General features: G+C 64.6%; 32 protein-coding genes and 1 pseudogene. 11 read left to right on the top strand and 22 right to left on the bottom strand.

Features of this window, described 5'->3' with window-relative positions:
• Nucleotides 1-11 precede the first annotated feature (11 nt).
• Together HV701_RS17090 and HV701_RS17085 are read left to right on the top strand one after the other, a co-directional pair.
• Nucleotides 12-1,028 carry a TRAP transporter substrate-binding protein gene (locus HV701_RS17090; protein WP_175134210.1) on the top strand — a complete coding sequence of 339 codons (1,017 nt, stop codon included), beginning with the start codon at nt 12-14 and terminating at the stop codon, nt 1,026-1,028.
• 84 nt (nt 1,029-1,112) lie between these two features.
• Nucleotides 1,113-2,894, top strand: a complete 1,782-nt coding sequence (locus HV701_RS17085; RefSeq protein WP_175134209.1) for an IlvD/Edd family dehydratase — start codon at nt 1,113-1,115, stop codon at nt 2,892-2,894.
• A 21-nt stretch (nt 2,895-2,915) separates the two neighbouring features.
• Here the strand turns inward: HV701_RS17085 and HV701_RS17080 are convergent, their stop codons facing one another.
• Nucleotides 2,916-3,335 (bottom strand): YbaN family protein, encoded by a 420-nt coding sequence (locus tag HV701_RS17080; protein WP_217467970.1) that lies wholly within the window; start codon nt 3,333-3,335, stop codon nt 2,916-2,918.
• A gap of 289 nt (nt 3,336-3,624) precedes the next feature.
• Here HV701_RS17080 and HV701_RS17075 point away from each other — a divergent pair, with 289 nt between their 5' ends.
• Nucleotides 3,625-3,948, top strand: coding sequence for a TM2 domain-containing protein (locus HV701_RS17075; protein ID WP_175134208.1), 324 nt, complete (start codon nt 3,625-3,627; stop codon nt 3,946-3,948).
• A complete protein-coding gene (locus HV701_RS26810; protein WP_276512733.1) occupies nt 3,945-4,238 on the top strand; it encodes a GNAT family N-acetyltransferase in 294 nt (97 codons plus the stop codon). The genes HV701_RS17075 and HV701_RS26810 overlap by 4 nt, the downstream gene beginning before the upstream one ends.
• On the opposite strand, the gene HV701_RS26805 is transcribed toward HV701_RS26810, so the two are convergent.
• Nucleotides 4,189-4,635: a hypothetical protein gene (locus HV701_RS26805; protein ID WP_244957926.1), complete on the bottom strand. Its 447-nt coding sequence runs from the start codon at nt 4,633-4,635 to the stop codon at nt 4,189-4,191. The two genes, HV701_RS26810 and HV701_RS26805, sit on opposite strands and share 50 nt — an antisense overlap.
• Before the next feature lie 294 nt (nt 4,636-4,929).
• On the opposite strand from HV701_RS26805, the pseudogene HV701_RS26800 reads away from it, so the two are divergent.
• From HV701_RS26800 to HV701_RS17040, 6 genes and pseudogenes are all read left to right on the top strand, one after another.
• Nucleotides 4,930-5,040: pseudogene (locus HV701_RS26800) on the top strand (PAAR domain-containing protein); the annotation flags it as partial.
• A 91-nt stretch (nt 5,041-5,131) separates the two neighbouring features.
• Complete coding sequence (locus HV701_RS26795) at nt 5,132-5,458, top strand: hypothetical protein (RefSeq protein ID WP_236757108.1); 327 nt, start codon at nt 5,132-5,134, stop codon at nt 5,456-5,458.
• Entirely contained in the window at nt 5,455-6,192 is a 738-nt protein-coding gene (locus tag HV701_RS17055) for a VRR-NUC domain-containing protein (protein WP_175134207.1), read from the top strand. The genes HV701_RS26795 and HV701_RS17055 overlap by 4 nt, the downstream gene beginning before the upstream one ends.
• An 8-nt stretch (nt 6,193-6,200) precedes the next feature.
• The gene (locus HV701_RS17050) at nt 6,201-7,298 is read left to right on the top strand and encodes a type VI immunity family protein (RefSeq protein ID WP_175134206.1); all 1,098 of its coding nucleotides are present in this window, start codon (nt 6,201-6,203) and stop codon (nt 7,296-7,298) included.
• A 750-nt stretch (nt 7,299-8,048) separates the two neighbouring features.
• Nucleotides 8,049-8,711: an SOS response-associated peptidase gene (locus HV701_RS17045; RefSeq protein ID WP_175134205.1), complete on the top strand. Its 663-nt coding sequence runs from the start codon at nt 8,049-8,051 to the stop codon at nt 8,709-8,711.
• A 48-nt stretch (nt 8,712-8,759) separates the two neighbouring features.
• Complete coding sequence (locus HV701_RS17040) at nt 8,760-9,053, top strand: hypothetical protein (protein WP_175134204.1); 294 nt, start codon at nt 8,760-8,762, stop codon at nt 9,051-9,053.
• 7 nt (nt 9,054-9,060) lie between these two features.
• Here the strand turns inward: HV701_RS17040 and HV701_RS17035 are convergent, their stop codons facing one another.
• The 5 genes from HV701_RS17035 to HV701_RS17015 form a co-directional block, all read right to left on the bottom strand.
• Nucleotides 9,061-9,528: a DUF2335 domain-containing protein gene (locus HV701_RS17035; RefSeq protein WP_165601439.1), complete on the bottom strand. Its 468-nt coding sequence runs from the start codon at nt 9,526-9,528 to the stop codon at nt 9,061-9,063.
• A 67-nt stretch (nt 9,529-9,595) separates the two neighbouring features.
• Nucleotides 9,596-9,817: a hypothetical protein gene (locus HV701_RS17030; RefSeq protein ID WP_131728378.1), complete on the bottom strand. Its 222-nt coding sequence runs from the start codon at nt 9,815-9,817 to the stop codon at nt 9,596-9,598.
• Nucleotides 9,818-9,936: 119 nt separating this feature from the next.
• The gene (locus HV701_RS26640; RefSeq protein WP_217467969.1) at nt 9,937-10,443 is read right to left on the bottom strand and encodes a lysis system i-spanin subunit Rz; all 507 of its coding nucleotides are present in this window, start codon (nt 10,441-10,443) and stop codon (nt 9,937-9,939) included.
• A complete protein-coding gene (locus HV701_RS17020) occupies nt 10,440-10,931 on the bottom strand; it encodes a hypothetical protein (RefSeq protein WP_175134202.1) in 492 nt (163 codons plus the stop codon). The genes HV701_RS26640 and HV701_RS17020 overlap by 4 nt, the downstream gene beginning before the upstream one ends.
• Before the next feature lie 2 nt (nt 10,932-10,933).
• Nucleotides 10,934-11,407 (bottom strand): hypothetical protein, encoded by a 474-nt coding sequence (locus tag HV701_RS17015; protein WP_238912676.1) that lies wholly within the window; start codon nt 11,405-11,407, stop codon nt 10,934-10,936.
• A 96-nt stretch (nt 11,408-11,503) separates the two neighbouring features.
• On the opposite strand from HV701_RS17015, the gene HV701_RS17010 reads away from it, so the two are divergent.
• The gene (locus HV701_RS17010; RefSeq protein ID WP_175134201.1) at nt 11,504-12,526 is read left to right on the top strand and encodes a tyrosine-type recombinase/integrase; all 1,023 of its coding nucleotides are present in this window, start codon (nt 11,504-11,506) and stop codon (nt 12,524-12,526) included.
• Nucleotides 12,527-12,528: 2 nt separating this feature from the next.
• On the opposite strand, the gene HV701_RS17005 is transcribed toward HV701_RS17010, so the two are convergent.
• The 15 genes from HV701_RS17005 to HV701_RS16935 all read right to left on the bottom strand — a co-directional run bounded on the left by HV701_RS17005 (nt 12,529) and on the right by HV701_RS16935 (nt 25,469).
• The gene (locus tag HV701_RS17005) at nt 12,529-12,885 is read right to left on the bottom strand and encodes a phage tail protein (protein ID WP_175134200.1); all 357 of its coding nucleotides are present in this window, start codon (nt 12,883-12,885) and stop codon (nt 12,529-12,531) included.
• Between the two features lie 254 nt (nt 12,886-13,139).
• Nucleotides 13,140-14,483, bottom strand: a complete 1,344-nt coding sequence (locus HV701_RS17000; RefSeq protein ID WP_175134199.1) for a hypothetical protein — start codon at nt 14,481-14,483, stop codon at nt 13,140-13,142.
• Nucleotides 14,483-15,148 carry a baseplate wedge 1 family protein gene (locus tag HV701_RS16995; RefSeq protein ID WP_175134198.1) on the bottom strand — a complete coding sequence of 222 codons (666 nt, stop codon included), beginning with the start codon at nt 15,146-15,148 and terminating at the stop codon, nt 14,483-14,485. Before HV701_RS16995 ends, HV701_RS17000 begins: the two co-directional genes overlap by 1 nt.
• A complete protein-coding gene (locus HV701_RS16990) occupies nt 15,148-16,599 on the bottom strand; it encodes a hypothetical protein (protein WP_175134197.1) in 1,452 nt (483 codons plus the stop codon). The genes HV701_RS16995 and HV701_RS16990 overlap by 1 nt, the downstream gene beginning before the upstream one ends.
• Nucleotides 16,600-16,623: 24 nt before the next feature.
• Nucleotides 16,624-16,992: a contractile injection system sheath initiator gene (locus HV701_RS16985; RefSeq protein WP_175134196.1), complete on the bottom strand. Its 369-nt coding sequence runs from the start codon at nt 16,990-16,992 to the stop codon at nt 16,624-16,626.
• Nucleotides 16,992-17,690, bottom strand: a complete 699-nt coding sequence (locus HV701_RS16980; protein WP_175134195.1) for a Gp138 family membrane-puncturing spike protein — start codon at nt 17,688-17,690, stop codon at nt 16,992-16,994. Before HV701_RS16980 ends, HV701_RS16985 begins: the two co-directional genes overlap by 1 nt.
• A complete protein-coding gene (locus tag HV701_RS16975) occupies nt 17,687-18,604 on the bottom strand; it encodes a phage protein (protein WP_175134194.1) in 918 nt (305 codons plus the stop codon). The genes HV701_RS16980 and HV701_RS16975 overlap by 4 nt, the downstream gene beginning before the upstream one ends.
• Nucleotides 18,591-18,923 carry a phage baseplate plug family protein gene (locus HV701_RS16970; RefSeq protein ID WP_175134193.1) on the bottom strand — a complete coding sequence of 111 codons (333 nt, stop codon included), beginning with the start codon at nt 18,921-18,923 and terminating at the stop codon, nt 18,591-18,593. Before HV701_RS16970 ends, HV701_RS16975 begins: the two co-directional genes overlap by 14 nt.
• A complete protein-coding gene (locus tag HV701_RS16965; RefSeq protein ID WP_175134192.1) occupies nt 18,920-19,540 on the bottom strand; it encodes a phage baseplate protein in 621 nt (206 codons plus the stop codon). Before HV701_RS16965 ends, HV701_RS16970 begins: the two co-directional genes overlap by 4 nt.
• A gap of 8 nt (nt 19,541-19,548) precedes the next feature.
• Entirely contained in the window at nt 19,549-22,020 is a 2,472-nt protein-coding gene (locus tag HV701_RS16960) for a tape measure protein (protein WP_175134191.1), read from the bottom strand.
• A gap of 145 nt (nt 22,021-22,165) precedes the next feature.
• Nucleotides 22,166-22,645 carry a phage tail assembly chaperone gene (locus HV701_RS16955; RefSeq protein ID WP_175134190.1) on the bottom strand — a complete coding sequence of 160 codons (480 nt, stop codon included), beginning with the start codon at nt 22,643-22,645 and terminating at the stop codon, nt 22,166-22,168.
• Nucleotides 22,645-23,073 carry a phage structural protein gene (locus tag HV701_RS16950; RefSeq protein ID WP_054432400.1) on the bottom strand — a complete coding sequence of 143 codons (429 nt, stop codon included), beginning with the start codon at nt 23,071-23,073 and terminating at the stop codon, nt 22,645-22,647. The genes HV701_RS16955 and HV701_RS16950 overlap by 1 nt, the downstream gene beginning before the upstream one ends.
• Before the next feature lie 15 nt (nt 23,074-23,088).
• Entirely contained in the window at nt 23,089-24,447 is a 1,359-nt protein-coding gene (locus HV701_RS16945; protein ID WP_175134189.1) for a DUF3383 family protein, read from the bottom strand.
• A gap of 66 nt (nt 24,448-24,513) precedes the next feature.
• Nucleotides 24,514-25,038, bottom strand: a complete 525-nt coding sequence (locus tag HV701_RS16940) for a phage neck terminator protein (RefSeq protein ID WP_175134188.1) — start codon at nt 25,036-25,038, stop codon at nt 24,514-24,516.
• A gap of 125 nt (nt 25,039-25,163) precedes the next feature.
• Complete coding sequence (locus HV701_RS16935; RefSeq protein WP_254595196.1) at nt 25,164-25,469, bottom strand: hypothetical protein; 306 nt, start codon at nt 25,467-25,469, stop codon at nt 25,164-25,166.
• Nucleotides 25,470-25,473: the final 4 nt, after the last annotated feature.

Below are 25,473 nucleotides of genomic sequence, written 5' to 3'. Positions count from 1 at the left end.
GGAGGAACATCATGACCCCCCGTTTCAAGATCCGTTTCATCGCGTTGGCCGCGGCGCTGTCCTGCGCTTTTGCCGGCGCGGCCGCGGCCGCCGACGTCAAGCCGCGGCTGATCCGTTTCGGCTATGGCCTGAACGAGGACAGCGTGCAGGGCCGCGCCGCGCGCCATCTGGCACAAGAGCTGGAGAAAATCAGCGGCGGCAAACTCAAGATGAAGACCTTCGGCTCGGCCAACCTCGGCTCCGACGAGCAGATGCAGGGCGCGCTGGTGGGCGGCGCCCAGGAGATGATGGTCGGCTCCACCGCGCCGCTGGCCGGCATGGTCAAGGAATTCGGTGTTTTCGACCTGCCGTTCCTGTTCAACAGCGAAAAGGAGGCCGACGCCGTGCTGGACGGCCAATTGGGCCAGGACCTGCTCGACAAGCTGGAAGCCAAGGGCCTGGTCGGGCTGGTGTATTGGGAGAACGGCTTTCGCAACATGACCAACTCCAAGCACCCCATCGTGCGCGCCGAAGACCTGCAGGGCATCAAGTTGCGCGTGATGCAAAACCAGATCGCGCTGGGCGTGTTCAACACACTGGGCGCGAACGCGGTGCCGATGCCGTTCTCGGAACTGTTCACGGCGCTCGAGACGCGTACCGTCGATGGCCAGGAAAATCCCGTCACCACGATCCAGAGCAGCAAATTCTACGAAGTGCAGCCTTACCTCACGATCACCCGCCACGTCTATACGCCATGGGTGGTGATGGCCTCCAAGAAATGGTGGGACAAGCTCTCGCCCGACGAACAGCGGCTGGTGCGCCAGGCCGCCGTCGCCTCGCGCGACTTCGAGCGCAAAGACAGCCGCGCCGATTCGCTCAAGGCGATGGGCACGCTGGAAAAGGCCGGCATGAAGATCAACACCGTGTCGCCGCAGGAGGTGGCGCGCATGCGCGAGAAAGTGCAACCCGTGGTCGATAAATACACCCAGGAACTGGGCCCCGACCTGATCCAGCGGCTGAACGCCGAAATCAGCAAGGCACGCAACTAGCACGACAGGCGCCGACGGCACGCCGTCGGCGCCTGTCGTACCGGAAGCGGACAACGCCGCCCCCTTGAAGCACACGAGACATCCATGACCGACTCCCCGCGCAAGCTGCGCAGCCAGAAATGGTTCGACGATCCCGCCCACGCCGACATGACGGCGATCTACGTGGAGCGCTACCTGAACTACGGCCTGACGCGTCAGGAACTGCAATCGGGCCGCCCCATCATCGGCATCGCGCAGACTGGCAGCGACCTGGCGCCGTGCAATCGCCACCACCTGGCGCTGGCCGAACGCATCAAAGCGGGCATCCGTGACGCCGGCGGCATTCCGATGGAGTTTCCAGTGCATCCGCTGGCCGAACAGGGCCGGCGCCCGACCGCCGCCCTGGACCGCAACCTGGCCTACCTCGGCCTGGTCGAGATCCTGCACGGCTACCCGCTGGACGGCGTGGTGCTGACCACCGGCTGCGACAAGACCACGCCCGCCTGCCTGATGGCGGCGGCCACCGTCGACATTCCGGCCATCGTGCTTTCGGGCGGCCCCATGCTGGATGGCTGGCACGATGGCCAGCGGGTCGGCTCCGGCACGGTCATCTGGCACGCCCGCAACCTGATGGCGGCGGGCAAGCTGGACTACGAAGGCTTCATGACGCTGGCCACGGCGTCCTCGCCGTCCATCGGCCACTGCAACACCATGGGCACCGCGCTGTCGATGAATTCGCTGGCCGAAGCGCTGGGTATGTCGCTGCCCACCTGCGCCAGCATTCCCGCGCCCTACCGCGAGCGCGGTCAGATGGCCTATGCCACCGGCCTGCGCATCTGCGACATGGTGCGCGAGGACCTGCGCCCGTCCCACATCCTGACGCGCGAAGCATTTGAAAATGCCATTGTCGTCGCCTCGGCGCTGGGCGCCTCCAGCAACTGTCCGCCGCACCTGATCGCCATGGCCCGCCACGCCGGCATCGACCTGAGCCTGGACGACTGGCAGCGGCTGGGGGAGGACGTGCCGCTGCTGGTGAACTGCGTACCCGCGGGCGAACACCTGGGCGAAGGCTTCCACCGCGCCGGCGGCGTTCCCGCCGTGCTGCACCAATTGCTGGCCGCCGGCCGCCTGCATGCCGATTGCGCCACCGTCTCCGGCAAGACCATCGGCCAGATCGCCGCCGACGCCAAGACCCACGATACGGACGTCATCCGCAGCTGCGAAGCGCCGCTCAAGCATCGCGCCGGCTTCATCGTGCTGTCGGGCAATTTCTTCGACAGCGCGGTCATCAAGATGTCGGTGGTGGGCGAGGCATTCCGCCGCGCCTACCTGTCCGCGCCCGGCGACGAAAATGCCTTCGAGGCCCGCGCCATCGTCTTCGATGGTCCCGAGGACTACCATGCGCGCATCGAGGATCCTGCGCTGGACATCGATGAGCACTGCATCCTGGTCATCCGCGGCGCCGGCACGGTCGGCTACCCGGGCAGCGCCGAGGTCGTCAATATGGCGCCGCCTTCGCACCTGCTCAAGCGTGGCATCGACTCGCTGCCCTGCCTTGGCGACGGCCGCCAGAGCGGCACCTCGGCCAGCCCGTCGATCCTGAACCTGTCGCCCGAAGCCGCAGTGGGTGGCGGCCTGGCACTGCTGCGCACCGGCGACCGCATCCGCGTCGACTTGAACCAGCGCAGCGTCATCGCGCTGGTGGACCCGGACGAAATGGAACGGCGCCGCCAAGATCCGCCTTACCAGGCGCCGCCGGCGCAGACGCCGTGGCAGGAACTCTACCGGCAACTGGTGGGGCAGCTGTCCACCGGCGGCTGCCTGGAGCCCGCGACGCTGTATCTGAAAGTGGTCGAGACCCGCGGCGATCCGCGGCACTCGCACTGACGGCGAGCGTGCCAGCGGGCGTCAGGCGCCGGCCCCCGGCCCGTCTCGCCCGCCTGGCACTTTCTGCCGGGGATCCAGGGGTCGCGGCGTGGGCCGGGTCAGCACATAAGCGGCGCTAGCGAGAAAGAACACTCCCACCCCGCTGGCGAGCCACGGCGACGGATGCGCCCCCCACCAGAACAGACCGTATCCCACCGCCATGCCCAGCGAGGCAAACAGCTTGCCCTTGCGCGATACCGCGCCCTGCTCGCGCCAGGCGCGCAGTGACGGGCCGTAAGTCGGGCTGTCCAGCAACCAACGCTCCAGGCGCGGCGACGAACGTGAAAAGCAGGCTACCGCCAGGATCAGGAATATCGTGGTCGGCATCACCGGCAGGAAGGCGCCGATCACGCCCAGCGCCAGCATCACGCAACCCAGGATCAGCCACAGTGCTCTCATCATGATGGGATGCAGGATAACGCAGTCGGCAGATGGCGCCCGCCCAATGGCAGGCAGACTGACCGGCAGACGTCCGAACGCCTTAAGGCCGCAAGGCCGGGCACCCCGCCTGCCTGCGGATCGTTCCCTGTCCCCGGCGCCGGCCAGCACAGTGCTGTAGTCCTAAATTTGGCGCCACGCTCTAGGCGGACTTGCCGAAAGAACCAATCATTTCACGCGGCGATATCGGCACGATTCGCCTATCCATGAACGGGCTACCCCGGCCGATTCCTTGGTTCTTCCCGGAGACAGCATGAACAATCCCGCCATGCGGGCGATGATGTACGACGCCAATCGCAAAAGCGTCGGTGTGGCCTATCTCTTGTGGTTCTTCCTTGGCGGACTGGGCGGACATCGCTTTTACACCGGCAAGACCGGTACCGCCGTCGCCATGCTCGCCCTCACCATCCTCGGCATCCTTCTCGCCGCCTTGGGCGTGGGCCTTGTGCTGCTGCTCGTCGCGGCGGTCTGGGAGATCATCGACGCATTCCTGATTCCCGGCTGGATCCGCAATGCCAATATGCTGTTGGCGACAACGCTCTGCGCCGCCAATACGCCGCCACTCCAGCCGCGGTGATTCCCCGGCGCCGCGGCCCGAATCTCACTCGCGGATGCAAGCCCTACGGGCTAATCGAGAACGTAGTGACGCATGCGGCATTCCGCGGCAGAGGTCATGCAAAAGCGCTACTAGGCCATGCACTAAAAGCCGCTTGGATTGCAGGTTGCTACAAGGTCATGCTAATGACCGGACGAAAGGACGAAGCAACCCTGAAGTTTTACGAGTCTGCTGGCTTTGACCGTCAAGAGAAGCAGACATTTATCGCAAAACAGTCACATGCTCAGTTGCAAACCAATTCGGCCGGCTAACACTCCTTCCCCTGCAAAGGCGAAGCCAGGCCTCATTGACCTCCAGACCCTGGCGCCTCACCTGCGCCGGTATCTGGTCAACTTGCGCGGCTGAATCGAAGTCGATCGGTCGCGCGTGGCCGCAGTATTCAACACCCACCCTGGCCGGGGCCGCGCGCGCCCAGTCAGACTTGAGGCGATCAGAAACAGCATCATCATGCATGCTCGCCACTTCATTCTCCACATTGCGCACCTCCTGGCGAGCCTTCGCCGCCTGTTCGTTAATTTGGTCCTTGCGCTCCTGGCGCTCATCCGCGCGGCCGGCGCTGCGCCCGCGCAGGTAGATCAGCGCCACCGCAGCGACCGCCACCAGGGCGGCGACCGCGTAGCCCCATATCCGTTGTACGAATGCGGGCATGGTCAGACCTCCAAGGTAGCCATGGCCTGGGCGTACAGCGCCGGCTAGCTCTGCGGATGCGGGCGCCCAGGCCGCCAGGTGCGCAGGTACTCGACCCGTACACAGCCTAGTATTCACGCAGGGTTCCAGCCTTATGTTGTCCGTAGGCTGTCATTCTGGAGGGAGGCCATCGGCCGCCTCGCCCTTTTTTTTCGTTAGGTGTGAACCAGTCTCGAAATTCAAGTACCACCCCACTCACCTGGGGCAGAACCACATGCTGGTAAAGTTAAAGCCACCGACTTATGCCGTGGACCTATGCAAAGAGCTGTGATACGACTTGGCGACCGAACGAACCATGGTGGTGTTGTCGTCACTGGCGATCAGACCATCAATGTCTTTGGCAAGCCAGCGGCCCGCAAGGGCGATATGACGACTTGCCCGAAATGCAAAGGGGAATACCCCATTGTTGAGGGCACCCGTTCCACGGGCAGCTCGCAATGGCTCGCGCTGGAAGCGCATGCGCACCGCCTGCGGTGCAACGCTCATTGCAAGCCAATATTTCTGGCGGGAAGCGCTGGCCGAAGGCAACGGGTCTGGCGCGTCGTCCAATGCGCCACCTTCCGAGGTGACCTCGGCGCCCACGGCCTATCGCGGCCGCTTCCAAGCGATTGACGATGCAACGCGTGAATCGGTCGCGGGCCGGCATTACCGCGTAACCTCGATGAATGGCGCCGCACTGGAAGGCACAACGGACGCCGATGGCTATACCGCCTGGATCGAGAGCCAATCGCCCGATATGCTGTCGCTCGAACTGCTTGCCCATGAGCAGGAAGAAGCGTCATGAGCGGCGGAGCCCCCACCACGAGCGGCGGGATGTCCGCGGGCACCGGCACTACAACACCGGTAAGCTCTGGACTGAGCCGACTGGCGCCCCCGGATCAATCTGTGTTGTGCTCGGCGATCTGCAAGTGCCAAGCCACCCCCGGTATCGGCAAGGACGGCCGCAAGCTCAACCAAGTTTGTGTGTCCAGCCGACTCAAGGAACTGGACAAGGTTCTGCAGGGGCGCAGCCCTTACAAGCCCGAGGTCAACTACGACATGACCCAAGAGCCGCCCGAGCCCATCATGAACAGCGAAGACGCCACGCAGCCGCATGGCTGGCTACGCGGCTGGATTGACAAATACTGGGGCGATCCAGATAAGGATCGGCCAGAGTGGAAGGCCAGCCGCGGCTACGTCCGGCGTCCCGATGTAGTAATCGTGAACGATCCGACGATCTCGCCCACCCAGGACAACATCCGCATGGTGGTGGAAATCAAGTTCCCAAATGATGATCCCGGAACCAGTCAGATGAAAGCCTACGAGCGCATCGCCGGTAGCGAAGCTAAGGTCGTTCTTCTCGAATCCTCCGAATGCGACTGCAACCAAGTGGAAGAGCGCGAACGCCAGGCCGAAGAGTTAGACAAGTACGCTGTGCCAGCCAGTCAGGCGCTATACACTTTGCTGCGAGTGTATTTGCGCGGCCGCTTGCCGCCGCTGCCCGGTGGAGTCCCTGTGCCAGCGCCCGCTATACCCTGAGATAACCTATGCCAGAACTTGATCCCAACATGAGCCGCGAAGCTTTCGTGGCCGTACTTCGCGAGACAACTCAAGCTCAGCAGTTTCCCGGGGCGATGCTCATGCCTAAGAGTCGGCACGACTATGTAGGCGCGGTCATTGCCATCACCGGCACCTTATATTTTGAGGGTAGCTACACACAGTCCAAGCGGGAGGCGATCGCCCAGTGCTTTGACGAATACCGGGCTCATGTAGGTGAGGCGCTAACGTGGCTGTGGCGAGAGGAACCCGCGTCGGGCCCGCCATGTATGCCCTACGCCAAGGCCGCACCAATACGTGACTTCTTCAAGGCGCTTGACCAGAACGAGCAGATAGCCCTGCAGTACACAAGCGGCGCCAAGCGCGAGGATGCCGGGCCGTATTCCTTCTATGTCAACGCTGAACCAGCCTGGATCGCCAAGAAGACCGGTCAGCTGGACGTCTTGCAGTTCGCGCTACCCTTCGTCGACATAATAGAGCGGCCCACCGCCTTTCAGGCGATGTTCGTTGAATTTGCGCGTCGGCTCCAAGCATTTCACGGCCATGGAGGCTTCGGCTTTGTGTTGTCCCCTTCCGAATGGAATAGTAACCAGCCTACCGAGGCATTTACCTCCGAACAAGCGCGCGGGGTAGATGTCGGCGCACCAGCATTCTCAGCCGCCAAGCTCAAGCGGAATGCATTCAAGACGGTTTCTTGGTTGACTGCCATCAACCGCGACATGGTGGCGCAAGCCGGTGGGTTACACACGCTGCGCTCAGAGTTGCCACCTGACTGGTTCGCCTTCTATGACTATGGCGCAGGCATCGTCATTCAAGCGGGCAATGAGCCGGACCTCGCCGCGACCGCAATTGATGGCAAACCGCCACAGTACGTTCTTCCCAACGCGGTACTCAAACCTCTGCGTAGTTCAGCATTCTGGTTGCATCTGATCGCCAGTGCAGCTGGCGAGCCCCGTCTGACTGGCCTCAAGGGAGAAGCCTGGATCCAACGCTTTGATGTCGCAGAGGAGGAATTGCTCGACGTTAAAGCTCGACTGCTCGACACGCCTCGGTTGGATGCTGAGCACACGCTGACCGAAAGGCTGTAGGGGAAAGCCGCTACGCTGGCCAGGTATGCGGAGGATTTGGCCAGGCCGAGTTTCCGCGCCTGTTGGTAGATCTGAGTCAGAGGCCGACCCAACGCCGCAGCGATCACCGCCGTGGGCGCGTCAGGGTAGAACTTGCGCAACACGGCGCGCTCGATATCAGTCCATGGCCGCCGGATTTGACCTGGTGTTCGCTTCATGATGGATCGGCCTCCTTCGCGAACGGATCGATGCGAGGAGTCAACGGTGAGTGCGCCATGAGTACGGGCGTACTGGGCATCACCGATTACGGTAGCCAAAGTCTGGCGCGCTAAATTTCTTCCCCCAGCCGATCACGACGTAGCCAAATGGTCGGCTCCACGCCGTCACACCGGCTGGCGGGATCGCGCCATGAATAATCTCGGCCAACTCATAAATGAATCGTCCCGCGGCATCGCCAACGGGGCGAAAGGCGGCATACCCTTACCCTGAGCATTCGTACCCCCAAACGTGCCCCGAAAACTTCCTTTGTGGCACTTGGCAGCGCTTCTCGCGCGGAAAACAAAAAAGCCGCTAAGTCATTGACCTAGCGGCTTTTTCTTTGCCGTGCTTGACAGCACTTTGCAGGAATTTGGTAGGCGGTATTGGAAGCGAAAGCGAAGCGTAATCAGTTGATTTAAAAGGCGCTCCGCAAACCTAGGCCATACCCCTACCCTTATTCCTACCCTTATTCACCTATGCTTGCTCATGGAATGATTGCCTGAGGGCACCCCCATGTGCAGCCACTACCAGACCCTGAAGGACGCCGAGCTGCTGCTCAAGAAGTTCGGCGCGCCCAACAAGCCGGCCGGCGGCAAGTACGACATGTGGCCGCGCTACCCGGGCGTATTCATCCGGCGGCCGGTCGAGCATGACGCCGGTGATGATGCGGTGCCGGAGCGCGAGGCGGTCGTCGGCCGGTGGGGCCTGATCAGCGCCATGACCAAGGCGGACGGCCTGGACAAGGCCGGCAAGCTGTCCACCTTCAATGCGCGCAGCGAGACGGCGCCCAAGTCGTTTACCTTCGGCAACGCCTGGCGCCGGGCCCAGCACTGCATCATCCCGGCCGATGCCATCTTCGAACCCGACTGGCGGTCAGGCGCCACGGTGGCCACCAGGTTCACCCGGGCCGACGGCGCGCCGCTGGGCATCGCCGGCTTGTGGGACCGCTGGCGCGACGCCGCCGGCCAGCTGCAGGAGAGCTACACCATGCTCACCATCAACGCCGACCGCGACCCGCTGTTCCGAGACTACCATCAGGCCGGCAAGGAGAAACGCATGGTCGTCATCCTGCCCGAGGGCGCCTACGGCGATTGGCTCACCGCACCGGCGGATGCGACACGGGATTTCCTGGTGCCCTTCCCGGCCGACCGGCTGGTGGCAACCCCTATGAAATGACCCCGTTTATTGCGGAATATACTGGATGCACAACCAGCATTTTCCGCCATGCCGTTCAAAGCCCCCCTCACCGCCGAGCAACTGCGCGCCATCCGCGAACGCCAGCCCTGGAACCCCGATGTGATCGCCCTGCTGTGGGAGATCAAGCGCCTGCGCGCGACGCTGCTGCGCCTGCACCAGGTGTCCGGCGACCTGAAGCGGCCCGCCAGCCTGATGGGCGAGATCTACGACGACCTGCTGGCCGGCCTGGCCGCCGAGCCCTGTGTGATCGAGCGTGACCGAGATACGGCCGAGCTGCTGGAAGAGCCTCGCAAGCTGCGCAAGGGCATGGCGCCGCGGTAATGGCGCGCTATGTATCAGTTTTGGTCGGCTTGCCGGCGGCCTTTTCGCCGCGAGTTGGCTCAACCCTTCGACGGATTGCCTGGACCATCCCAAGGACGGGGAGCGACACTAGGGCGACGGGGATGGCCCAGTACCAGCGAGACGTGACGCCGTAGATCAGGCCAACAATGGCGGTTGCTGCGGCCGCGAGTAGAGCAATGCACGAAACCACCGCCCCGAGTATCTGGCCGGTCTTATCGCTGGAAAAAACACCATCGATGCGGCGCTGCTCTATGCCAGTCAGGGTTCTGCGGTGCGCTACGTCTGATTCGAGCTGCTGGCGTTCCATCTCGCGGCGATGAGCCGCCTCGCCTTCCGCCATAGTGATAATACGGTCGGCAGCACCTGGAGAAAGCTGGTCGTATTGGCGCAGCACCTCGGGATGAGGCAGCGGTCCCTGATGGATTTCCGCCTGCATCATGGTCTGGCGGCGCACCACCTCTGCGCCTTGCTGTTGCCCAGCTGGCCGCAAAGATGAAGGGGAACTTGGGCGGTGAGACGGCTTACCGCGAGCCATTGTGACGCGCTATCGAACGGCCAAAGTCGTCGCCGATGCGGCGCACGTCGCTACGCAGCGCGTCGTTGGACGAACGCGCCGGGCGATACAGCGGATTGATCTGAGGTTCTTGGACAGTCGGAGCCGAGTAGTTAGAGAACAGCGCCAGCGGAGCGGCTATGCCGCCCCAAAAACCGCCCCAGAAAGCCTTTCTGCTACGCTTTTTCATAGGTGTACCGATGTGTTCCGAGGGATCCGCATTGCACGAAAACTGCCTCACAACAGGCAAAATATAGCAGATGCTAATATTTTTCGCGCCCCTTCGGTCTTATTTGGGGTCGCACTCACCTACCGCCGCCACGCTTGGCACGCCTCCAGTTGCGCCGTTAGCCGCTGGATCCCGGCCCTGAGGGCGAAATAATCCGATCGAGCAGCGGGATCAAGTTCGGCGCGGGCTCCATGATCCACGCCGGCGGCGGCGCTGGCTTCGGGCACTCCACGGCCGGCGGCGGTGCAGGCGGCACGGACGTGCAGCCGCTGGCGCCCAGCATCAACATCAGCCCGCAGGCCATCGTCTTGAATCTGCGCATTGCGCATCCCCCCATAGGCGGCCCACTCGGCACGCCCGTTCCGTTCGTTGATTTCCGCGACGTCCGCATGGCGCCGCGCCAGAATCTCGCGGGCTTGCCGCTGGCCCTCGGCCACCTCGTCCGCCCGTGCCGCGCGCTGCTCTGCCAGTTGCTCGCCGTAGCGCCAGCCCTGCACCGTCCATGCCACAACGCCGCCCACGACGGCCGCCGCCGCGTACCCGCGCCAACCCGCGACCAGACCGGCGGCGCGCGCCAGGGCGGTCACGGGCGCACCTCGGCGGCGGCCTGACGGTACAGCTCCGCCCAGGTCTGCGGATGCGGGCGACCGGGCCGCCAGGTGCGCAGGTACAACGCCCACCCCGCGTCCGCGTCGCCCACGGCCGGCAGCGCCTTCGGATCGGTCCACAGCAGCAGCCGCGCCACACCGGCGGCCAGCACGTCGTCGTATTCGAGCGCGGCATAGATCACGTCCGGATCGCACGCCACGCTGCGGGCCTTGCACAGCGCCGGCAGGTGATCCTTGCTCGCCGCATGCAGGAACACGCCCCACACGCCGCCACGGCTCGCACGGGTGCCCTTCTCGAACTGCCAGAAGCCGCGCGCCGGTCCGCCGATCTGCTGGCGATGCATGAACCGGCTTTCCTGCAGGCCGATGGCCAGCAGCATGACGCACGCCGCCGGCGTGTCCATGCGCGCCGGCAGCAGCGCCAGCGCGGGCTTAATTGCGGCCTCGATGATCGTCTTCGGATCCATGATCAGCCCTCCCCGCCAGGCCGCGCGCCGAGCAACTTCGCCCGCACGTCAGCGATCCATTCCAGAAAACCCTTTTGCCGCATGCTCGCCATCCAGCGCATATAGGCACCCAGCACCCACCACGCCGGCAGCCCGGCCAACAGCATGCACGGCCCCAGCACGTAGAACAGGGCCAGCAGCCTCTCTTCGCCCCCGCCGCTTCTGGCTGCAACCCAGTGCGCCGTTTCCATCAACGATGGGCGCCAGGACAAGACCGCAATCGCCAGGATCGGGCCGAAGATGAAGGAACACGACACCGTGCAAATCGTGCGCTTGACGAACTCCTGCGGCGACCGCGGCGGCATGATGAGCATGCCCAGAATGGCCGCGAGAGCCGCAGGCAGCCCAAACGCCAAGGCGATTTTCACGGCCGCCCAGCCGCCCAACCCTGTGGAACTCGGTTCCATAATCTCCCTGCTCCTGTTGACGGTGTGCATGTCTGCCTCCCGTTACGTCAAAAAAAACCCGCCAGTGGCGGGGGTAGGTACAACAAGAAAAATAGAATTGCGCTACAACCTGGGGCTTTTGCCCCGATGAAACCCTGGTCCCGCCGACAGCCCCGCCGAAAGCCCGCCCCGACCCTTGCCGACGCGCTCACGCGCTATCTGGCCGAGGTTTCAGCCACCAAGAAGGGGCACGTCTCCGAACAATCCATCGCGCGGATCTGGCGCGCGACGCGCCTTGCCATCCGTCCTGTCGATCGCATCCGCAGCTCCGACCTGACGGAATTGCGCGACGAATGGCTCAAGGACCGGGCGCCGGCCACCGTGGTGCGGCGCATGGCCTTCCTGTCGCACGTCTACACGGTGATCCGCAAGGACTGGGGCTTTGACCAACTGGCCAATCCCGTCCAGCTTGTGCGGCGGCCGGCGGTCGACGACGCGCGCGACCGGCGCCTATTCGACCGGATCACGCTGCGAGGCGTCTCCGACGACGACTGCCCGCGCAAAGAGCTGGAATGGATCATTCGCGCCACCCGATCCGCAGAGCTGCCGACGATCCTGACCGTCGCCAAGGAAACCGGTATGCGCCGCTCCGAGGTCGTCGGCATTCAGCGCGAGCACCTGGACCTCATGCACGGCGTCGTCCATCTGCCGCATACGAAGAACGGCCGCGCCCGCGATGTACCCCTAACGCCTCGAGCGCGGGAGGCCCTGCGCCGCTGGGTCACAGGCAAACCGATGCGGGGCCGCATCTTCACGATGCAACCGGGCTCCGTTACCCGCGCCTTCATTCGCGCTCGCCGGCGCGCCCGGCTCCGGTATGAGGGCATCTGCCGGCTTCACGGCCGCCGGCCCAACGCCGCATACTTCCGGGACCTGCGGTTTCACGATCTGCGGCACGAAGGCACCTCACAGCTGGCGACGGTGTTCCAGATCCACGAACTGGCGAAGGTCAACGGCAACGTCGACACTCGCATGCTGCTGCGCTACTACCATCCACACGGGCGCGAGCTGGCGCAGAAGCTGGCCCGCAGTCCACTCGGCCGGAAGCAGCTTGAAGAAATGCGCCGCGAACGCGAAATCGAACTAGAGGCCATGCCGCTGGCTGCGTAGCTCTACCCCTCCGCGTCGGCACCGGCAACTTCGCGAGACGGCTCCACCGTCGTCAGCCAAGCCGGCAACGGCCCCCAACCGGGGTAGCTGACCTGTCCGGATGCGCCGTCATGCTCGCCGCCGATCGAATACGGCGCGCCCGTTTCCACCACCCAAAGAGGCGTGGTGCGATAGTCCTCGACCATGACCCATGCGCCGCCCACGCGCCTCGGCCACTTCCCGCTCAGCGGCATCGGCGGCGTATCCTCGTACGCGCCAAACGGGATATTGAACGCGCCAGGCGTGAGCGCCAGCTCGTTGGCCACCGATTTGTAAAGGTACAGGCCGTCATCATCGGTCTGAAATACGTCTTTCTGCATACTTCGTTCTCCTAGAAAATTGATACTTGCACTGCAAATGCGAGAGCGCTGGCGAGCCGCCAGACCGGTGCATTGCAGGCACATCGCCATCAGCTGCTTGGCTACTTGATGTCGGCGAACCCGGCCGGCGGCGGTCTGTTTGGGCTGAATACGGGCGCGGGATCCGGCACCAGTTCGACGTACATCGGCGAGGCGGGAGGCGCGGAGAACAGGCCCCAGAACACGGCCTATCACCCTCGCATTCATGCATAAAACTACGCATGAATTCGGGGGTAAAAAGCGACGTTGACGGGCCGAGTTTCAAGTGCCGTGCGCGCCACTCTCGCCAGGTCGTAAGAAACGGTTCTGACATTGCCGGACGTTCCGCTGGCGAACGTCGCACCCAGTCCCGCATCTACGGTAAAGGGTCCTGTCCCGGCGGCCACGGATCCGGAGAATACGACAGGGCCAAGTGTGCCAGAGCCGCCCTGGATTGCATCCGTCTGGCGGCTCGCCAGCGCTCTCGCATTTGCAGTGTCAGCGTCAGTTCCGGTGAAACGGCGGAACATATCGCGCAGATCCGGCACGCGGAACTGGGTCGCCGAATAGTCCGTGAACCAATGCGCGCCCCGGTTGGCCTGCCATACGGCCTCGGTCTTGACGAGGCCTTGTTCCTGGGCGTAGCCCCAGAGTGGCGCATAGTCAACTTTCGACAGCAGCCCGCCGATTGCGTCAACCTCGCTGGCCAGCGGCGTCGCGGTGTGCCCATCGAGCGGTCGCCCGCAAAGTGGCGAGCGGTAGCCGGTGAAATATTGGCTCACCGACCAGGTCCAGACCTCGGCGCACTCGATGACGATAATCGGGCCGACGTCCTGGGCAGGAAGCGCGGCGATCGAATAAAGCCGAGGGAAATTCCCGGCCACGAATGCGGTCGTGGCGATCCTGGTGCTGCGATCGGTCGCAGCGGGCGTGGGCGCGGTTGGCGCACCGGTCAAACCGGGAGAGTCCAGTGGCGCGCCGCCAATGTGGCTCAACACCTGGACGGGCGTCTTCGTCGCCAGCGCGCCGCCCCCAGTCCCTACCAGATAATCGCCCGCGGCCACGGCGCCGAGGCCCGTGCCACCGCGCGCCACGGCCAGGACCCCCGCATTCGCCTTGCCCACATCAAGGGCGGTCACGGTCAGTTTCACGTCCCCGGTGCCGTCGAATGCTTGCGCCGCGGCGGTTGCACCACCCTCGACGGAAAAGCTTCGGCTGACGGCCAGCTTCGTTGCCGCCCCCGCAGTCAGTGACGAAGCCGTGCCGGCGAGCCTGGCCACCGGCACGGTGCCCGCACTGAGATTGGACGCGTTGAGGTTCTGCAGCGCGAACGAAATCGCGTCATCCCCTGCCGCGGACAGCGGCCGGCCGGTCAGCGCGGCGACCGCGGCCAGTTGGCGGTAGATCCAGCCCATCTTTTCATCGTTGAGCTGCTGAACCTTGTTGAACTGCTCGACGGTCGGCGGCAACGACCCGATGTAGGTCCAGCCGGTCTTGTACTGCACGTCCGTGATCACATCGACCGTGCCGGCCTGCGCCCAGGTGACGGTGAACAGTTCGAAAAAATTGGTGTCTGCCATCAGTGAATTCCTCGCGCCAGCACGCCGACGCCAAAGCCATAGAAACCCTGCTCGCGGAAGCCAAAGGGCTTTTCCGTCGAGCCAGAGATAATTTGCACGCCGACGCCTGCGGCCTTGGGAACCCATTTGTATGGGTTTGCCATCAGAGGGTCGTTCGGCCCCGGGATGCGGCTCACCCAGATCCGGATCTTGGCGTTGCCCGCGTCCTGGACGATCACGCGCGACACGTCGAAGATCGGCTTCAGGGAGGCGGAGATCTCGGGGGTGGTCCCGTGCCCGTTGTTTAGGGCAATCTTCCAGTACAGGAGCTTTCTGTATTCGGCGTCCATCAATCTGGTCGATCCGGAAACAGGCCGCTCGTTGGCGCGGCGAAGCCTCGCCTGGCCGAACCCGGTGACGTTCGGCTGCCCGGCGAAGCCAAAGAACTGCACATAGATCGCCTCGTCGATGACGCGGGGCAGCCCCACGATCTCGCCGATGCCGTCCAATTGCTGCCCCACGGCCGTGTCCAGCCACCGTTCTTCGTACATTGCGCGCAGCGCGCCCTGCAGGCCGTTGGCGGGCTTCATGAGCGCCTTGACCAGCGCTTCGATGCGCCGCTTCCCTTGAAACTGCCCGAGCCAATGCGACCAGGCAATGCCGGCATGATCCTGTTGTAGGTCCATCAGGTCACCTTGATACGAGATAGGTCGAAGGCCGCCACCTGCGAATCCAGGATTTCAATGTTGGCGTCTACGTAGTCATCCGGGGCCGGAACGAAAGCCGGGTCGGTCGAGAAGGCCAGCCGCAGGTCGACCGAGGAAATTCCGGGCGTCCTGTATATCGCGCCGAACAGGCGCTGCCGGATCACATCGTCGCCGATGGAGAAGCCCTCTCCGGCCGCTGCGAGGTTCGCCGCGATCGTTTCGAACCCGTCAGGCGGAAACGCCTGTTCCGATGGCGGCAGCAGCGTCACAGCGCACGAAACCCACACATAGACCCTTGCGGGGCGGTCGAATCTGATCGGGTGCTTGGCTCCCTCACCATCAGTCACGATCACAAGCACCGCGCCGTGGGTATCGATGCCGCCGCCCTTGACCCGGAAAATGGCCGCCGCGACTTCATCGTCCAGGCCGCCGTCCACCACGGCATGCACAGAATGCGGCGGCCGGCCCGCGGCGTCGACCGTATCGCCATCATTCGAGAAAACGCGCAGCGCGCGCACGCCTGGCACCTTGTCTCGGATGTTGGGCGCCAGGCTCGGCAGTGTGGCGGCTCCGAGGCGGAACAACCCGGTGGGATACCGCGCCCTAAGCGCGGCGTCGTTCTCCGCCAGCCTACCCGCAACGCCGGCTTGAAGGTTATCGACGGCGTCCCAGCCTTCTACCGCCGTCACAATACCGTTCAGGTCACCAGGTGCGGCGCCCTCCTCGGACGCGCCGTCGGACAGCACCAGCGCCGGCGAACCGAGGCGGACGAGCTCGAGCTGGCTCGACCAGGTGAACGCACGCGCGATGCGCCCGTCGGTAGCCGCGCGAATAGTCGCCCCGTCGCTGGACACCGCCAAGCCGCTCGGCTCCAGTGCGGCGACCAAGCCGCCCAGGATTGCCGGAAGGTTGGTGGTGGCCATCGAGGTGTACGAATAGGGCTGGCCATCCACGGTCACCGTGTAGACGGTGCTGGGCGCCGGCGCCGGCTGCAACGTGATATCAGCCGCGGCCCCCGCCAAGATGGCGGTGTCGGCGGCGAGTTCCCATAGGTTTTGGCTCACGCGATGCCGCACACGGGCACCGGCGCGCACCATCGTCCCCGCCGCGCCGTACAGCACCACATATGCGCGGGACCGCTCGTCTGCCAGGCGCCGCACCCCGGTGAAGGACACCGACCGGTCCAGCGACGCGCCGGTGGCCGAGCCGGGGTACATGGACAGGTATACCCCCTCCATTTGCTCCCAAAGGGCCGCCTCGCGCTCGGCAAAGGTGTCGATCAGCAGGCCCGTGACACTATCGGGCCGCGTCTCCACGCTCTGGCTGTAGCCGGCGGCCAACAGCCGCGCGCGCAGGTCCTCAACAATCTCCTGCCGGACTTCCGGCAGGCGCATGCGGACGAAGCCGTCCGGCGTGACGCCGTAAGCCATAGAAAAACCTCAAGATTCAGAAATTTAGGGCGCCGAGAACTCGGCGGTTCCCCTGGCCAGCCCGTAGGCTGAATCAGCCTCAAACTCGACGCTCAATACGCGCCGCGCCCGGTCGATGGCCAGAGACAGCCGGCGAACGCGTGACACGCCTGGCACGTCCAAGATCCGCGCGCGAAACACGGCCTCGATGGCCGCGCGGTCAGGGTTCTTCACCAGGACCTGATCGAAATACGGCACGCCGAATGACGTATCCAGGAACCACTCGCCCAGGAACGCCAGCAGGGTGACTTTGATCTGTTGCGCCACTCTTTCCGCGCCGTCGACAAGGGAGGTCCGGCCGAGCAGGTCCAACGCCAGGTCATGATCGGGAGACAACTGGAGGTCTACGCTCATCAGATGGGCTCCTCCGTCGTGCCGCCCATGCCATTGGGATGCCTATGCGTGTCCCCCACGTTCTTGCCGTTGTGCGTGAGGACGCCGTTGCGGAAGTTGACGTTACCGTCGATGTTGATCGTGCCGTCGCCGCTCCCGCCAGAGCCGTTCATGCCCTGGGTGTAGGTGAGCAGCCCGTTGACGGTCACATTGCTGTCGAAAACCGTCTCATCGGCGATCACGTGCTTGCGAGGCACCTTGATGGTCAGCGCTCCATCCGGGGCGATCTTCATCGACCCCGGCCCGTACTGAATACTGACGTTCTCGGTGTCCGCTTTGCCGGCGCCAGGCCGCACAACCGGAGATGCAAAGGCGTCCGAGAGGTCGAACTGTCGCGGATCATCCGGCGGCCCGTTATCACCGGCCAGCCAGTTTTCCAACGACCTCGCAGAAAAGGACAGCGTGACGGGATCGCCGGGCTTCAGCGGTACAGAGATCAGCGCATGGGCGCCATTCACATCGCCTGAGAACCACCGGACGGGCACTCGCACGATCAACGGCGCCTGCAGCACTTCGCCATTGGCCAGACGCTTGGCCAGCGCCGGCCGCGCGGTGACCGTCACGCCGTCGTAGGACACGACTTCGCCCGGCAGCGTTGTGTAAACGTCCGCCAGTTCCGACGAGATGAGTGTGCGCAACGCGGAAATTGGGTTGTTCATGTCTTCGCCTTGGTTTTTGGCGGCGCGTACCTGTCCACCAGCTGCAGCTCGGTCTGCCAGTTGCCGCCCGCGCTATCGCCCGAATGCTGCAGCCCTTCCACCCGCAGGAAGGCCTCAACGCTCTTGCTTTCCAGCTTCACCAGATCGCCGGGATTCAGGGTCGGCAACAGCAGCGATTGCACGCGCCAGCCGTCGCGCTGCTGCTGGGCGCTGACCAGGTTGACGTTGTCGCCCGTGGTCTGGTCCTTCACCTTCGCCTTTTCGCGCGCCGCCTCCCTGGTGCGCTCGGGGAAGCCGAGTAAGCCCGTGTCGGCGGCCAGCACGACGGCCTGGCGGCGCGTCGTCCCACGGCGCTGTACAACCTGCAGCTGCTGGTTCTGGATCGACCATTCAAGGCCGGTGCCCTGCGTGACCTTGTGCAGCGCAGTTCGAGCCGCCCCATAGAACGAAAAGCCCTGTTGCCAGCGGCGGTCCGGCACGTCGTCAGCCATGACGAGCGGAAGGCCCATCTGGCGGGCAATATCCCGGATGATGGCGCTGGCCTGTGCCCCAGGCCCCAGACCAATCGAGATGGCGGTGTCCCGCACTTCGGTGTAGCCGTCCTTGACGATCAACTCGGTCACCACATCCGGCTGTTCGAACTTGGTGTAGGCGAACACCACGCTCCCTGACGCCATCAGCAGCGGCCCGCCCTCCCCCGAATAGCCCGCGTACAGCACACAGCGCAGGCCCGGCTCTTCCAGGGCGCGGCGGGTAGGCGCGGCCAGGTTGTAGACGCGGATCGTGTGGTCGTTCGGCTCCTCTTGCGTGTCCTTGCGCACGTCGAAGGTGATGCGAATCGGCTGCACGATCTCCACGCCCTTCTGGTTCGGCTTTCCCACCAGCAGCCTGTAAACCCGGTCAAAGCGCGGCATTGGGCACCTCTTCGACACTCACATACATCAGGCCCACCTCCCCACTGGGCAAAGCCGTGCGGCTGATCGTGTTGCGTCTGTCCGGCGCGAGCGCGATCAACTCCCCGGCCGGGACCGGGAGGTGGCGATATTGCGCCAGCAGCGGCGTGTCAGGCACCAGGGCGATTCCCGCAACCACAACCTCGTTGTATGCGTTCTCGATCGACATGGCCCAGGCCTCGAACTCGCTGTTCCAGCCCAGGCCCAGAAAGTACGTAACGCCGTCCAGCTCGACCTCGGTCAAGCTGTCGTTTGCGTCCAGCACCGGAATCTGAATCATTGACCGCCCCCGAGAATGCCGCTCGCCTTCTTGCCTGCGCCACTGGTGGCGCTCTTCAGGTCCGAGACCTCGCGCGGCGCCGCCTTGCCGGCGTTGGTCTTGGTCGCTCCTGCCTTGCCCGTCGCCGAGCCGCTCGTCTTGGCCGGTGGGATATCCGCCTGCCGCAGGGTGACCTTCCGGATCTTCTTGAACTCAGCGGTGATGGAAAACCGTTCTCCGCCATCAGCAGCGCGGCCGATCTCGCACCGCTCCATGACGAAATCGGTGTACACGTCCAGGCCCGTGGTCACCGTGATGGGCAGGCGGTCTGCATGGATCTGCCGCAGCGCGGCCTTGGCGCTGATGAGCTTCGAACGACCGGCTCCGGAGCCGCCCCCGCCAGCCCGGCCGGCGAGGCGCCCGCCGAGCAGCGAAACCTCGGCGGCAGTCACCCAGCCGTCCAGCTGCAGCCGCTCGGATTCCTGCACCACGTGGTCGGTGACGGGCGGCCCATCTTCCACCGGGTAGCTCGTCGCCTGGCTTTCCAGCGATGTCGACTCGCTCAACAGGGCATCCAGCGGAACGACGCCGATGCTGCTGCCGCCGTTCCAACCGAACACCAAAGACACAAAGCTCATGAATCCCCCTATCGAGGCGCTTCGACGCCGGTCGGAAACTGAAAGAACCTGGCCATGGCGTCAGCGCTGCGCTGCTGGGTCGCCTCCATGCCGCGCCGGGTGGCGCCTGCAATCGCATTGGGATCGCCACTCGGCGCGTTGATGGTGACTTCAGCGTGGTTTTGGACCGTGACCGGCCCGCGCCCGCTCGCGCCGGCGCGCATCGCCGCGGCTGGGTCGATCTGGGGGTACGCGTTGCCCATGATCGGAGACAGCCACGGCATTTTCTCCCTCAACCATGCATTGTTCGCCTGCGCGGCCTCGTTCATCGACTTGTCACGCAACATTTCGGGCAGGTAGCTTTCGATCTTCTCTGTGGCTTCATTCCATTTTTTGGAAATCCACTCCGTGATGGCTTTGCCGATGTCCTTGATCTTGGCCATCATGCGATCGCCGATTTCATCAAAGTATTTCCACAGCCCCGAGAAGGCGTTGTGCCAGTGCTTGATCGCGCCATCCCAATCCCCGGTGAAAGCTGCAACCACCCCCTTGAAAATGCCGTCCCAGAATTTCCAGATGGCCTCGATGTACTCGATGATCGGCTCCATGAAGGTGCCCTTGGCCGCGTTGCGGATGCTGTCCCAGGAATCGACGAAGAACTTCACGATGCGGTCCCAGTTCGACCAGATAAGCCACAGCGCCGCGGTAATCACCGCGACGACACGCCCGATCGGCGTCATCGCGAACGCCTTCCACAGCAAGGGCACGGCCTTGGTGGCCAGGAACATGATCAGGCCCCGGACAGGGCTCAGGATCCTCCACAGGCCGTAGGCCATAACGGCAATCGTGCCCCACTTCTTCGCCCAGGGCCCCAGCGCCTGGCCCGTGCCGCCCAGGAAGTCCTTCACCTGGACCAACACGGCCTTCACGGCCTCGATTTCGTTCCTCCAATCCTCCACGGGTCCAATCAGGTCGCCGAATACGGAGTCGCCCCCGCGGAACCACACGCCGATATCGTCCACCAGCAGGTAGATAGTGGCGAGGACCGCCGCCATGCGCAGCATGGGCGCCAAGGTGCGATTCCAGTAAGCCAGCATGCGCGCCGCGCCGGCCGGCCCGCGGCGCAGCGCCATGGCCGAATCCAGGCCGATTGCCGCGCGCGTCGCAGCCACCAATGACCGGACAAGCCCCCCAGACTGGAACGACGCCAGGCGAAGCCAGCCGCGCAGCTTCACCAGCCCCCACGCGCCGCCGCTGATCGCCAGCAGCTTGATCACGGTGGCGATGTTGTCCGCCAGAAACTCGATCGACTGGGTAACGCCCAGCACCGCGGTTCGGCCGAATGTCAGCGTCTTCCCGAAAAACCGCTGGAACGCGTCATTCCAGACGGTCATCGCGTCAGCGATTGTGACCGGCATGTCCTGCGCTTCGACGCGCATTTTTGCCAGCTGGGATTGCAGCGCGGGCAGAAAGGTGTCGGTGGTCAGCTTGCCGGCCTTGACCTGCTCCAGCAGCTTGTCGGTGGTTATGCCCAGGCCGTCGGCCAGCGCAACCTGAAGGCGGGGTGCCGCACGCATGAGCGTGCTGTACTCCTCCATCCCCAGCTTGTTCTGCATGATCGCCTTCGTCACCGAAGAGATCACCGACTCCTGGTCTTGGGCCTTCGTGCTGGACAGGGCCATGCCGAGGGACAGGCCTTCGGTCACGTCGATGGTGTCCTGCGTGGTCTTGCCCAGGTCCGCCATGGTGCGCCGGGTGCGCACGAATAGCTCTGCGCTCGACGAATAGGACTTGTAGGTCAGGCGCGACACCCTCGCCAGTTCCTGATCCACCTCGGCGTACTCCTGGGCGGAACTGGTCGCCTGCTTCATGCGGGCTTCCATCTGGCCCCAGGCGTCGATATCACCAAAAATCCTCTTGACGATCGAAACGCCGAGGACCGCGCCGATAATTCCTCGCAGCCCGGCGAATGCGCCGGCCTGCTCCTTCACCGCGCGGGTGCCCTGCCACTGCGAGCGCGTCATGCGCTCCTGTGCCTGCCGCGCGTCTTGAATACCCAGGCGGATGCCTTCCCAGGTGCCAATCCCCACTTCCCGCACAATGTGAAGGCCGGACCGTGCCCTGGCCAACAACGTGCCGTACGCAGCCTGGACCTGGCCGATCCGAGCGCGAGTCTCAGCGACGTTCACCGGAAAGGCGGCGGCTACGCCCAGGCCGGCCGCGCCAGCGGCCGGGGCGCGCACGGGCAAAGGCAAGCCAGGTTGCGCGGGCCGGGGAAGCGTGGGCGCGGGTGCGCCGCCCGTCGCCCGGCCCGCGCCCACGCTCCATGCGCCGGGCTTGAACACCGCCCCCGTCAGGGCCTGGCGCATCGACTGCACCGTCTTGGCGCTGGCCTTGCGCATGGCCTCCTGAGCGTCCTGGTAGGCGTCCTCGTACTTCTTCAGGCCCGCCTCGTCCACCTGGTACCGCAGCAGGGTGACCAGTTCACGAACAGTAGTCATGTGTTGTTCTTCCTATTCGCCTGCTCCTGGGCCGCATCCCGGGCGTCCATGAGCGCGTTCAGCTTCATGATGTCCAGGAGGTCAACATGCCCCAGGCGCACGGCTTCAAGGCTGACATGACCGGCCAGGATTGGCCGCCAGACGATCAGTTCTCGTTCGAAGGTGGGATCAAAGACCCCGACAGGTTCGCCAGCTTCTCGCGGGCCGGACCAAAGCGGCCGGCCCAGCGCACCAAAGGGCCGGAGAAGTTGTGCATCAGGACGTGGTACATCAACTCCAGGATTTCGGCGAAATCCTGGAACGCCAGCCCGCGGTGGGCGTCGGTCAGGGGCTGCGGCTCCCGGCCGTCGAGCTCGAAGCTGACGTTTTCCGGAGTCACCAGCATGCCGAACCACTTTTTCAGGTCGTCCCCGCCCAGGCGGCCGGACAACTGGCGCAACGCGTCCATGATGGCCTGCTCGTCGCGGGTTTCGCCCGGCTCACTGATCACGGCGCCGAACAGCGCTCCGGCGGACGGGATGACCTCTTTTTGCAGGTCGCCCAGCAGCTTGAGCTGGGTGAGCGCGTCGAACTTCGTGACGTGGAACGTGGTCGTCCCGATCTGGAAAGGCTTGGTGCGGCTCATCAGGTGTTACCCCCCACAATGTTCACGGCCGGGCCGGTTTCGATGACCCATTCGCGGGTTCCCACCTTGGCGGCATACCCCGCGTCGGGCGTCTTCACGATCCACGCAGAGTCGGACGCGTGCAGCGACTTCCCACGCAGGTCGGTAACGGCGACCGGCACCGCGCCATCGCCGTCGGTCGTCTTGTCAGCTTGGTGCAGTGCCGACAACAGGGCGTTGCTGGTGCTGGTCTGCAACAGCGTCACCGTGATGCGCAGGCGCGAATCGCGCGACATCGAACGCGCGACCTCGCCGTCGACGCCGGCGACGGAGGCGATTCCCTCGCCGATCTCGGACACGGTCACGAACGTGTCTTCGGCCAGGCCGCTCAAGGCGATAGCGCCCATCACGATCTTCACCCTGTTGGGTGCATAGGTTTTCACAGCCATGCTGGATTTCTCCGCTTAGAGTTGCTGGTAGGTCAGGTTGCCCTTGATGTCGGCAACGTGGATGGCACCGGCCAGGCGGGCGCTGAACTTGAGGTCGCGCAGGATCCGGTTGGCCTTGTCGTTGGTGGAAATGTTCATCGACAGCGGCGCCGTGATGACGAACCCCGGAATCATCTTTCCGCTGGCGTCCATTTCGTCGGGCGCCACCAGGCCGCGTGACTGGCCGAGCATCAGCGCCTTGCGCACGCCGGTCACCAGGATCTGGATACCGTCGTCAGTGAAGGGCACCTTGCCGTTGGCGTTGATCAGTTGCGTGGCGACCTCGATCTTGATCTGCTCGGCCAGCCAGTCGCGCCCGCGGATCACGTCGATCCACTCACCCGCCGCCACCTTGCCGTTCTGCGTCACGGCGAAGTTGCGCATCTGCTCGAAGGTGTTGGCGTTCTTGGCGCGGGCGGCCAGGGCCTGCCCCTCGCTGAGGTTGTCATAGCTGATGCCCGCCAAGCGCGTGTTGGCCCACGTCTCGCCGCCGGGATAGAAGGTGAAGCGGTTGGCGGTAACGGCGGCTTCCAGCGCCTCGGTGCCGGCCTGGCCATGGAACCAAACGTGGGTCCGGAAATACTGCTTCCGCTGGCACTTCGAAGCCAGGTCGTCCGTGACCGCCGCGTCGATGATCCCGGCTTGGTCGCTCGAAACACCGAACAGGCGCCCATTGGATTCGACCCACTCGGCCGCGTCCAGAACATCCGCTTCGACGCGACTGGCCAGCGCGACGCCATACCAGTCGCCGCTCTCTTTCAGGCAGGCCGAGAGCGCCGCAGTGGGCGTTTCCGTGCTGGTGGGGACGCCCACCGACAGGTTTCCCTTGACCGAGACGGCCACGGCGGTGCCGGCGGTGCTGGCGGTGATGGAAACCTCGGCGCCGACCGACGTGGCGGACACGGGAGCGCCGCTCGCGGTGATCGCGGCTACCAGCCCCACGGCGATGTCGTCAGGCGTGCTTGCCGCCAGGCCCGTGAACTTGGGCGAGGCCGATTGCACCGCGCCGTCCTGGGCACGCCAGCGCAGCGTGACCTCGTAGTCCGCGACGCCGGCGCGCGTAACGGTGACACGGGTCGTGTCGACCTGGCGACGGCCAACGAAGACGCGCGTCACCGTCGGAATCTGCTTGAAGGCGTCGCGCACCGCAATGTACAGCGGGTCGGTCTGGCTGATGCCCAGGTCCAGCAGCTCGGAGGCCTCCGTAACCACCAGGATCCGGTTCACCGAAAGAACGTGCGCGCCCAGCACCAGGATGTCGGAGAAATTCTGCTCTTTGATGGCTGTAGTGTTCAGGGAGATCGCCACATTGACGATCCGATCGAGGTTTGCCATATGTGGCTCCAATGAAAGCGGCCTCCGGGCGGAGGCCATGTAGGGAAAGAACGGGCGATGGCGACGCTACGGCGCGTCGCCATCGGTGACGGAAAAGGTCGTCTCGACCGGCGGCGTCAGCCCACCGGAGGTGACACCGGCCCCAGCCACCGTGGCAATGAAGCTGGTGTCGCCCCCAAAGGATGTGGCGTACCGGACGCCAAGCTCGAGCACCGCGCGCTGCTCGTAGCGGGCGCCATCCCGCAACACGGGGACGTTTTCCAGGCGGCCCAGATCGAACACAGCCAGGCCCAGCGCTTCGGCCCGATCTTCAAAGAGGGGGTGCTGCAGCCGCAGCTGCATGCCGGCCAGCCCCTCGAAGGCGCCGACGCCGTAGCCCTGCAATTCGACGATGGCGTCCGTGTGGTGTGAAACTGCCATCAAGCCGTCGTCACCGACGCTGCCCCGCTCGGCGGGGCCGGCTTGCGACCAGCGCACCGCCATGGCGATATATGGCTGGCGCGGGCGGTTGCCGTTCTCGTTGGCAAATATCACGGGCACGCCAGCGGCGGCCGCCTCTATCAGCTCGAAAATCGCGTCCTCTGGTGCCATGTCTCGTTCCATAGAATTCTGCGCCGATGGGACTATCAGCCAACGCTACAGCGTGGCCGACTCGGCGCTGCCCTCTCCGGTGGCCTGGAATGCCCGGCCGGACCCGGGAAAGACCCTGCGGACGTTTAGCCCCGTCCGCCCCCGTTCCAGGTAGCCGGGGAATCCTGGGCTTGCATCAATTCGTTGTCGGCCAGCAGCACGGCCAGGTAGCGGAAATGCGGGATGACGCCGGATTGCCAGGGCGCCACGCCCACCAGCAGGTATTCGCCCGCCATTGGCGCGGCGTCCCAAACCAGTCGGTCGCCGCCGGTCCAGTCCTGACCGGCCACTGCCAACTGCGCCGTGGTGTAGACGCGAACGGCCGCGCGCACGCGGCGCCCTTCAGGGTTCGCCTGCAGTTGCTCGTAGTCGGCCGCCTTTGCCGGCTGCACTGAC

The sequence above is a fragment of the Achromobacter pulmonis genome (assembly GCF_902859765.1).
GTDB classification, from domain to species: domain Bacteria; phylum Pseudomonadota; class Gammaproteobacteria; order Burkholderiales; family Burkholderiaceae_B; genus Achromobacter; species Achromobacter pulmonis.
Note: the sequence above shows the minus strand (reverse complement) of the source record. Positions and strands in the feature narration are given on the sequence as shown.

What these genes read in the sequence shown, in the direction of transcription:
- HV701_RS16975 (WP_175134194.1), bottom strand. Translation starts at nt 18,604, where the DNA reads ATGCCGCGCTTTGACCGGGTTTACAGGCTGCTGGTGGGAAAGCCGAAC.
- HV701_RS16960 (WP_175134191.1), bottom strand. Translation starts at nt 22,020, where the DNA reads ATGACTACTGTTCGTGAACTGGTCACCCTGCTGCGGTACCAGGTGGAC.
- HV701_RS17015 (WP_238912676.1), bottom strand. Translation starts at nt 11,407, where the DNA reads ATGCACACCGTCAACAGGAGCAGGGAGATTATGGAACCGAGTTCCACA.
- HV701_RS17080 (WP_217467970.1), bottom strand. Translation starts at nt 3,335, where the DNA reads ATGATGAGAGCACTGTGGCTGATCCTGGGTTGCGTGATGCTGGCGCTG.
- HV701_RS17045 (WP_175134205.1), top strand. Translation starts at nt 8,049, where the DNA reads ATGTGCAGCCACTACCAGACCCTGAAGGACGCCGAGCTGCTGCTCAAG.
- HV701_RS17020 (WP_175134202.1), bottom strand. Translation starts at nt 10,931, where the DNA reads ATGGATCCGAAGACGATCATCGAGGCCGCAATTAAGCCCGCGCTGGCG.
- HV701_RS16965 (WP_175134192.1), bottom strand. Translation starts at nt 19,540, where the DNA reads ATGAGCTTTGTGTCTTTGGTGTTCGGTTGGAACGGCGGCAGCAGCATC.
- HV701_RS16955 (WP_175134190.1), bottom strand. Translation starts at nt 22,645, where the DNA reads ATGAGCCGCACCAAGCCTTTCCAGATCGGGACGACCACGTTCCACGTC.
- HV701_RS17040 (WP_175134204.1), top strand. Translation starts at nt 8,760, where the DNA reads ATGCCGTTCAAAGCCCCCCTCACCGCCGAGCAACTGCGCGCCATCCGC.
- HV701_RS26805 (WP_244957926.1), bottom strand. Translation starts at nt 4,635, where the DNA reads ATGCCCGCATTCGTACAACGGATATGGGGCTACGCGGTCGCCGCCCTG.
- HV701_RS26795 (WP_236757108.1), top strand. Translation starts at nt 5,132, where the DNA reads ATGCGCACCGCCTGCGGTGCAACGCTCATTGCAAGCCAATATTTCTGG.
- HV701_RS17090 (WP_175134210.1), top strand. Translation starts at nt 12, where the DNA reads ATGACCCCCCGTTTCAAGATCCGTTTCATCGCGTTGGCCGCGGCGCTG.
- HV701_RS17030 (WP_131728378.1), bottom strand. Translation starts at nt 9,817, where the DNA reads ATGAAAAAGCGTAGCAGAAAGGCTTTCTGGGGCGGTTTTTGGGGCGGC.
- HV701_RS16945 (WP_175134189.1), bottom strand. Translation starts at nt 24,447, where the DNA reads ATGGCAAACCTCGATCGGATCGTCAATGTGGCGATCTCCCTGAACACT.
- HV701_RS16940 (WP_175134188.1), bottom strand. Translation starts at nt 25,038, where the DNA reads ATGGCACCAGAGGACGCGATTTTCGAGCTGATAGAGGCGGCCGCCGCT.
- HV701_RS16980 (WP_175134195.1), bottom strand. Translation starts at nt 17,690, where the DNA reads ATGAACAACCCAATTTCCGCGTTGCGCACACTCATCTCGTCGGAACTG.
- HV701_RS16950 (WP_054432400.1), bottom strand. Translation starts at nt 23,073, where the DNA reads ATGGCTGTGAAAACCTATGCACCCAACAGGGTGAAGATCGTGATGGGC.
- HV701_RS17055 (WP_175134207.1), top strand. Translation starts at nt 5,455, where the DNA reads ATGAGCGGCGGAGCCCCCACCACGAGCGGCGGGATGTCCGCGGGCACC.
- HV701_RS17010 (WP_175134201.1), top strand. Translation starts at nt 11,504, where the DNA reads ATGAAACCCTGGTCCCGCCGACAGCCCCGCCGAAAGCCCGCCCCGACC.
- HV701_RS17000 (WP_175134199.1), bottom strand. Translation starts at nt 14,483, where the DNA reads ATGGCAGACACCAATTTTTTCGAACTGTTCACCGTCACCTGGGCGCAG.
- HV701_RS17075 (WP_175134208.1), top strand. Translation starts at nt 3,625, where the DNA reads ATGAACAATCCCGCCATGCGGGCGATGATGTACGACGCCAATCGCAAA.
- HV701_RS17050 (WP_175134206.1), top strand. Translation starts at nt 6,201, where the DNA reads ATGCCAGAACTTGATCCCAACATGAGCCGCGAAGCTTTCGTGGCCGTA.
- HV701_RS16985 (WP_175134196.1), bottom strand. Translation starts at nt 16,992, where the DNA reads ATGAGCGTAGACCTCCAGTTGTCTCCCGATCATGACCTGGCGTTGGAC.
- HV701_RS16970 (WP_175134193.1), bottom strand. Translation starts at nt 18,923, where the DNA reads ATGATTCAGATTCCGGTGCTGGACGCAAACGACAGCTTGACCGAGGTC.
- HV701_RS17085 (WP_175134209.1), top strand. Translation starts at nt 1,113, where the DNA reads ATGACCGACTCCCCGCGCAAGCTGCGCAGCCAGAAATGGTTCGACGAT.
- HV701_RS16995 (WP_175134198.1), bottom strand. Translation starts at nt 15,148, where the DNA reads ATGGACCTACAACAGGATCATGCCGGCATTGCCTGGTCGCATTGGCTC.
- HV701_RS17005 (WP_175134200.1), bottom strand. Translation starts at nt 12,885, where the DNA reads ATGCAGAAAGACGTATTTCAGACCGATGATGACGGCCTGTACCTTTAC.
- HV701_RS16990 (WP_175134197.1), bottom strand. Translation starts at nt 16,599, where the DNA reads ATGGCTTACGGCGTCACGCCGGACGGCTTCGTCCGCATGCGCCTGCCG.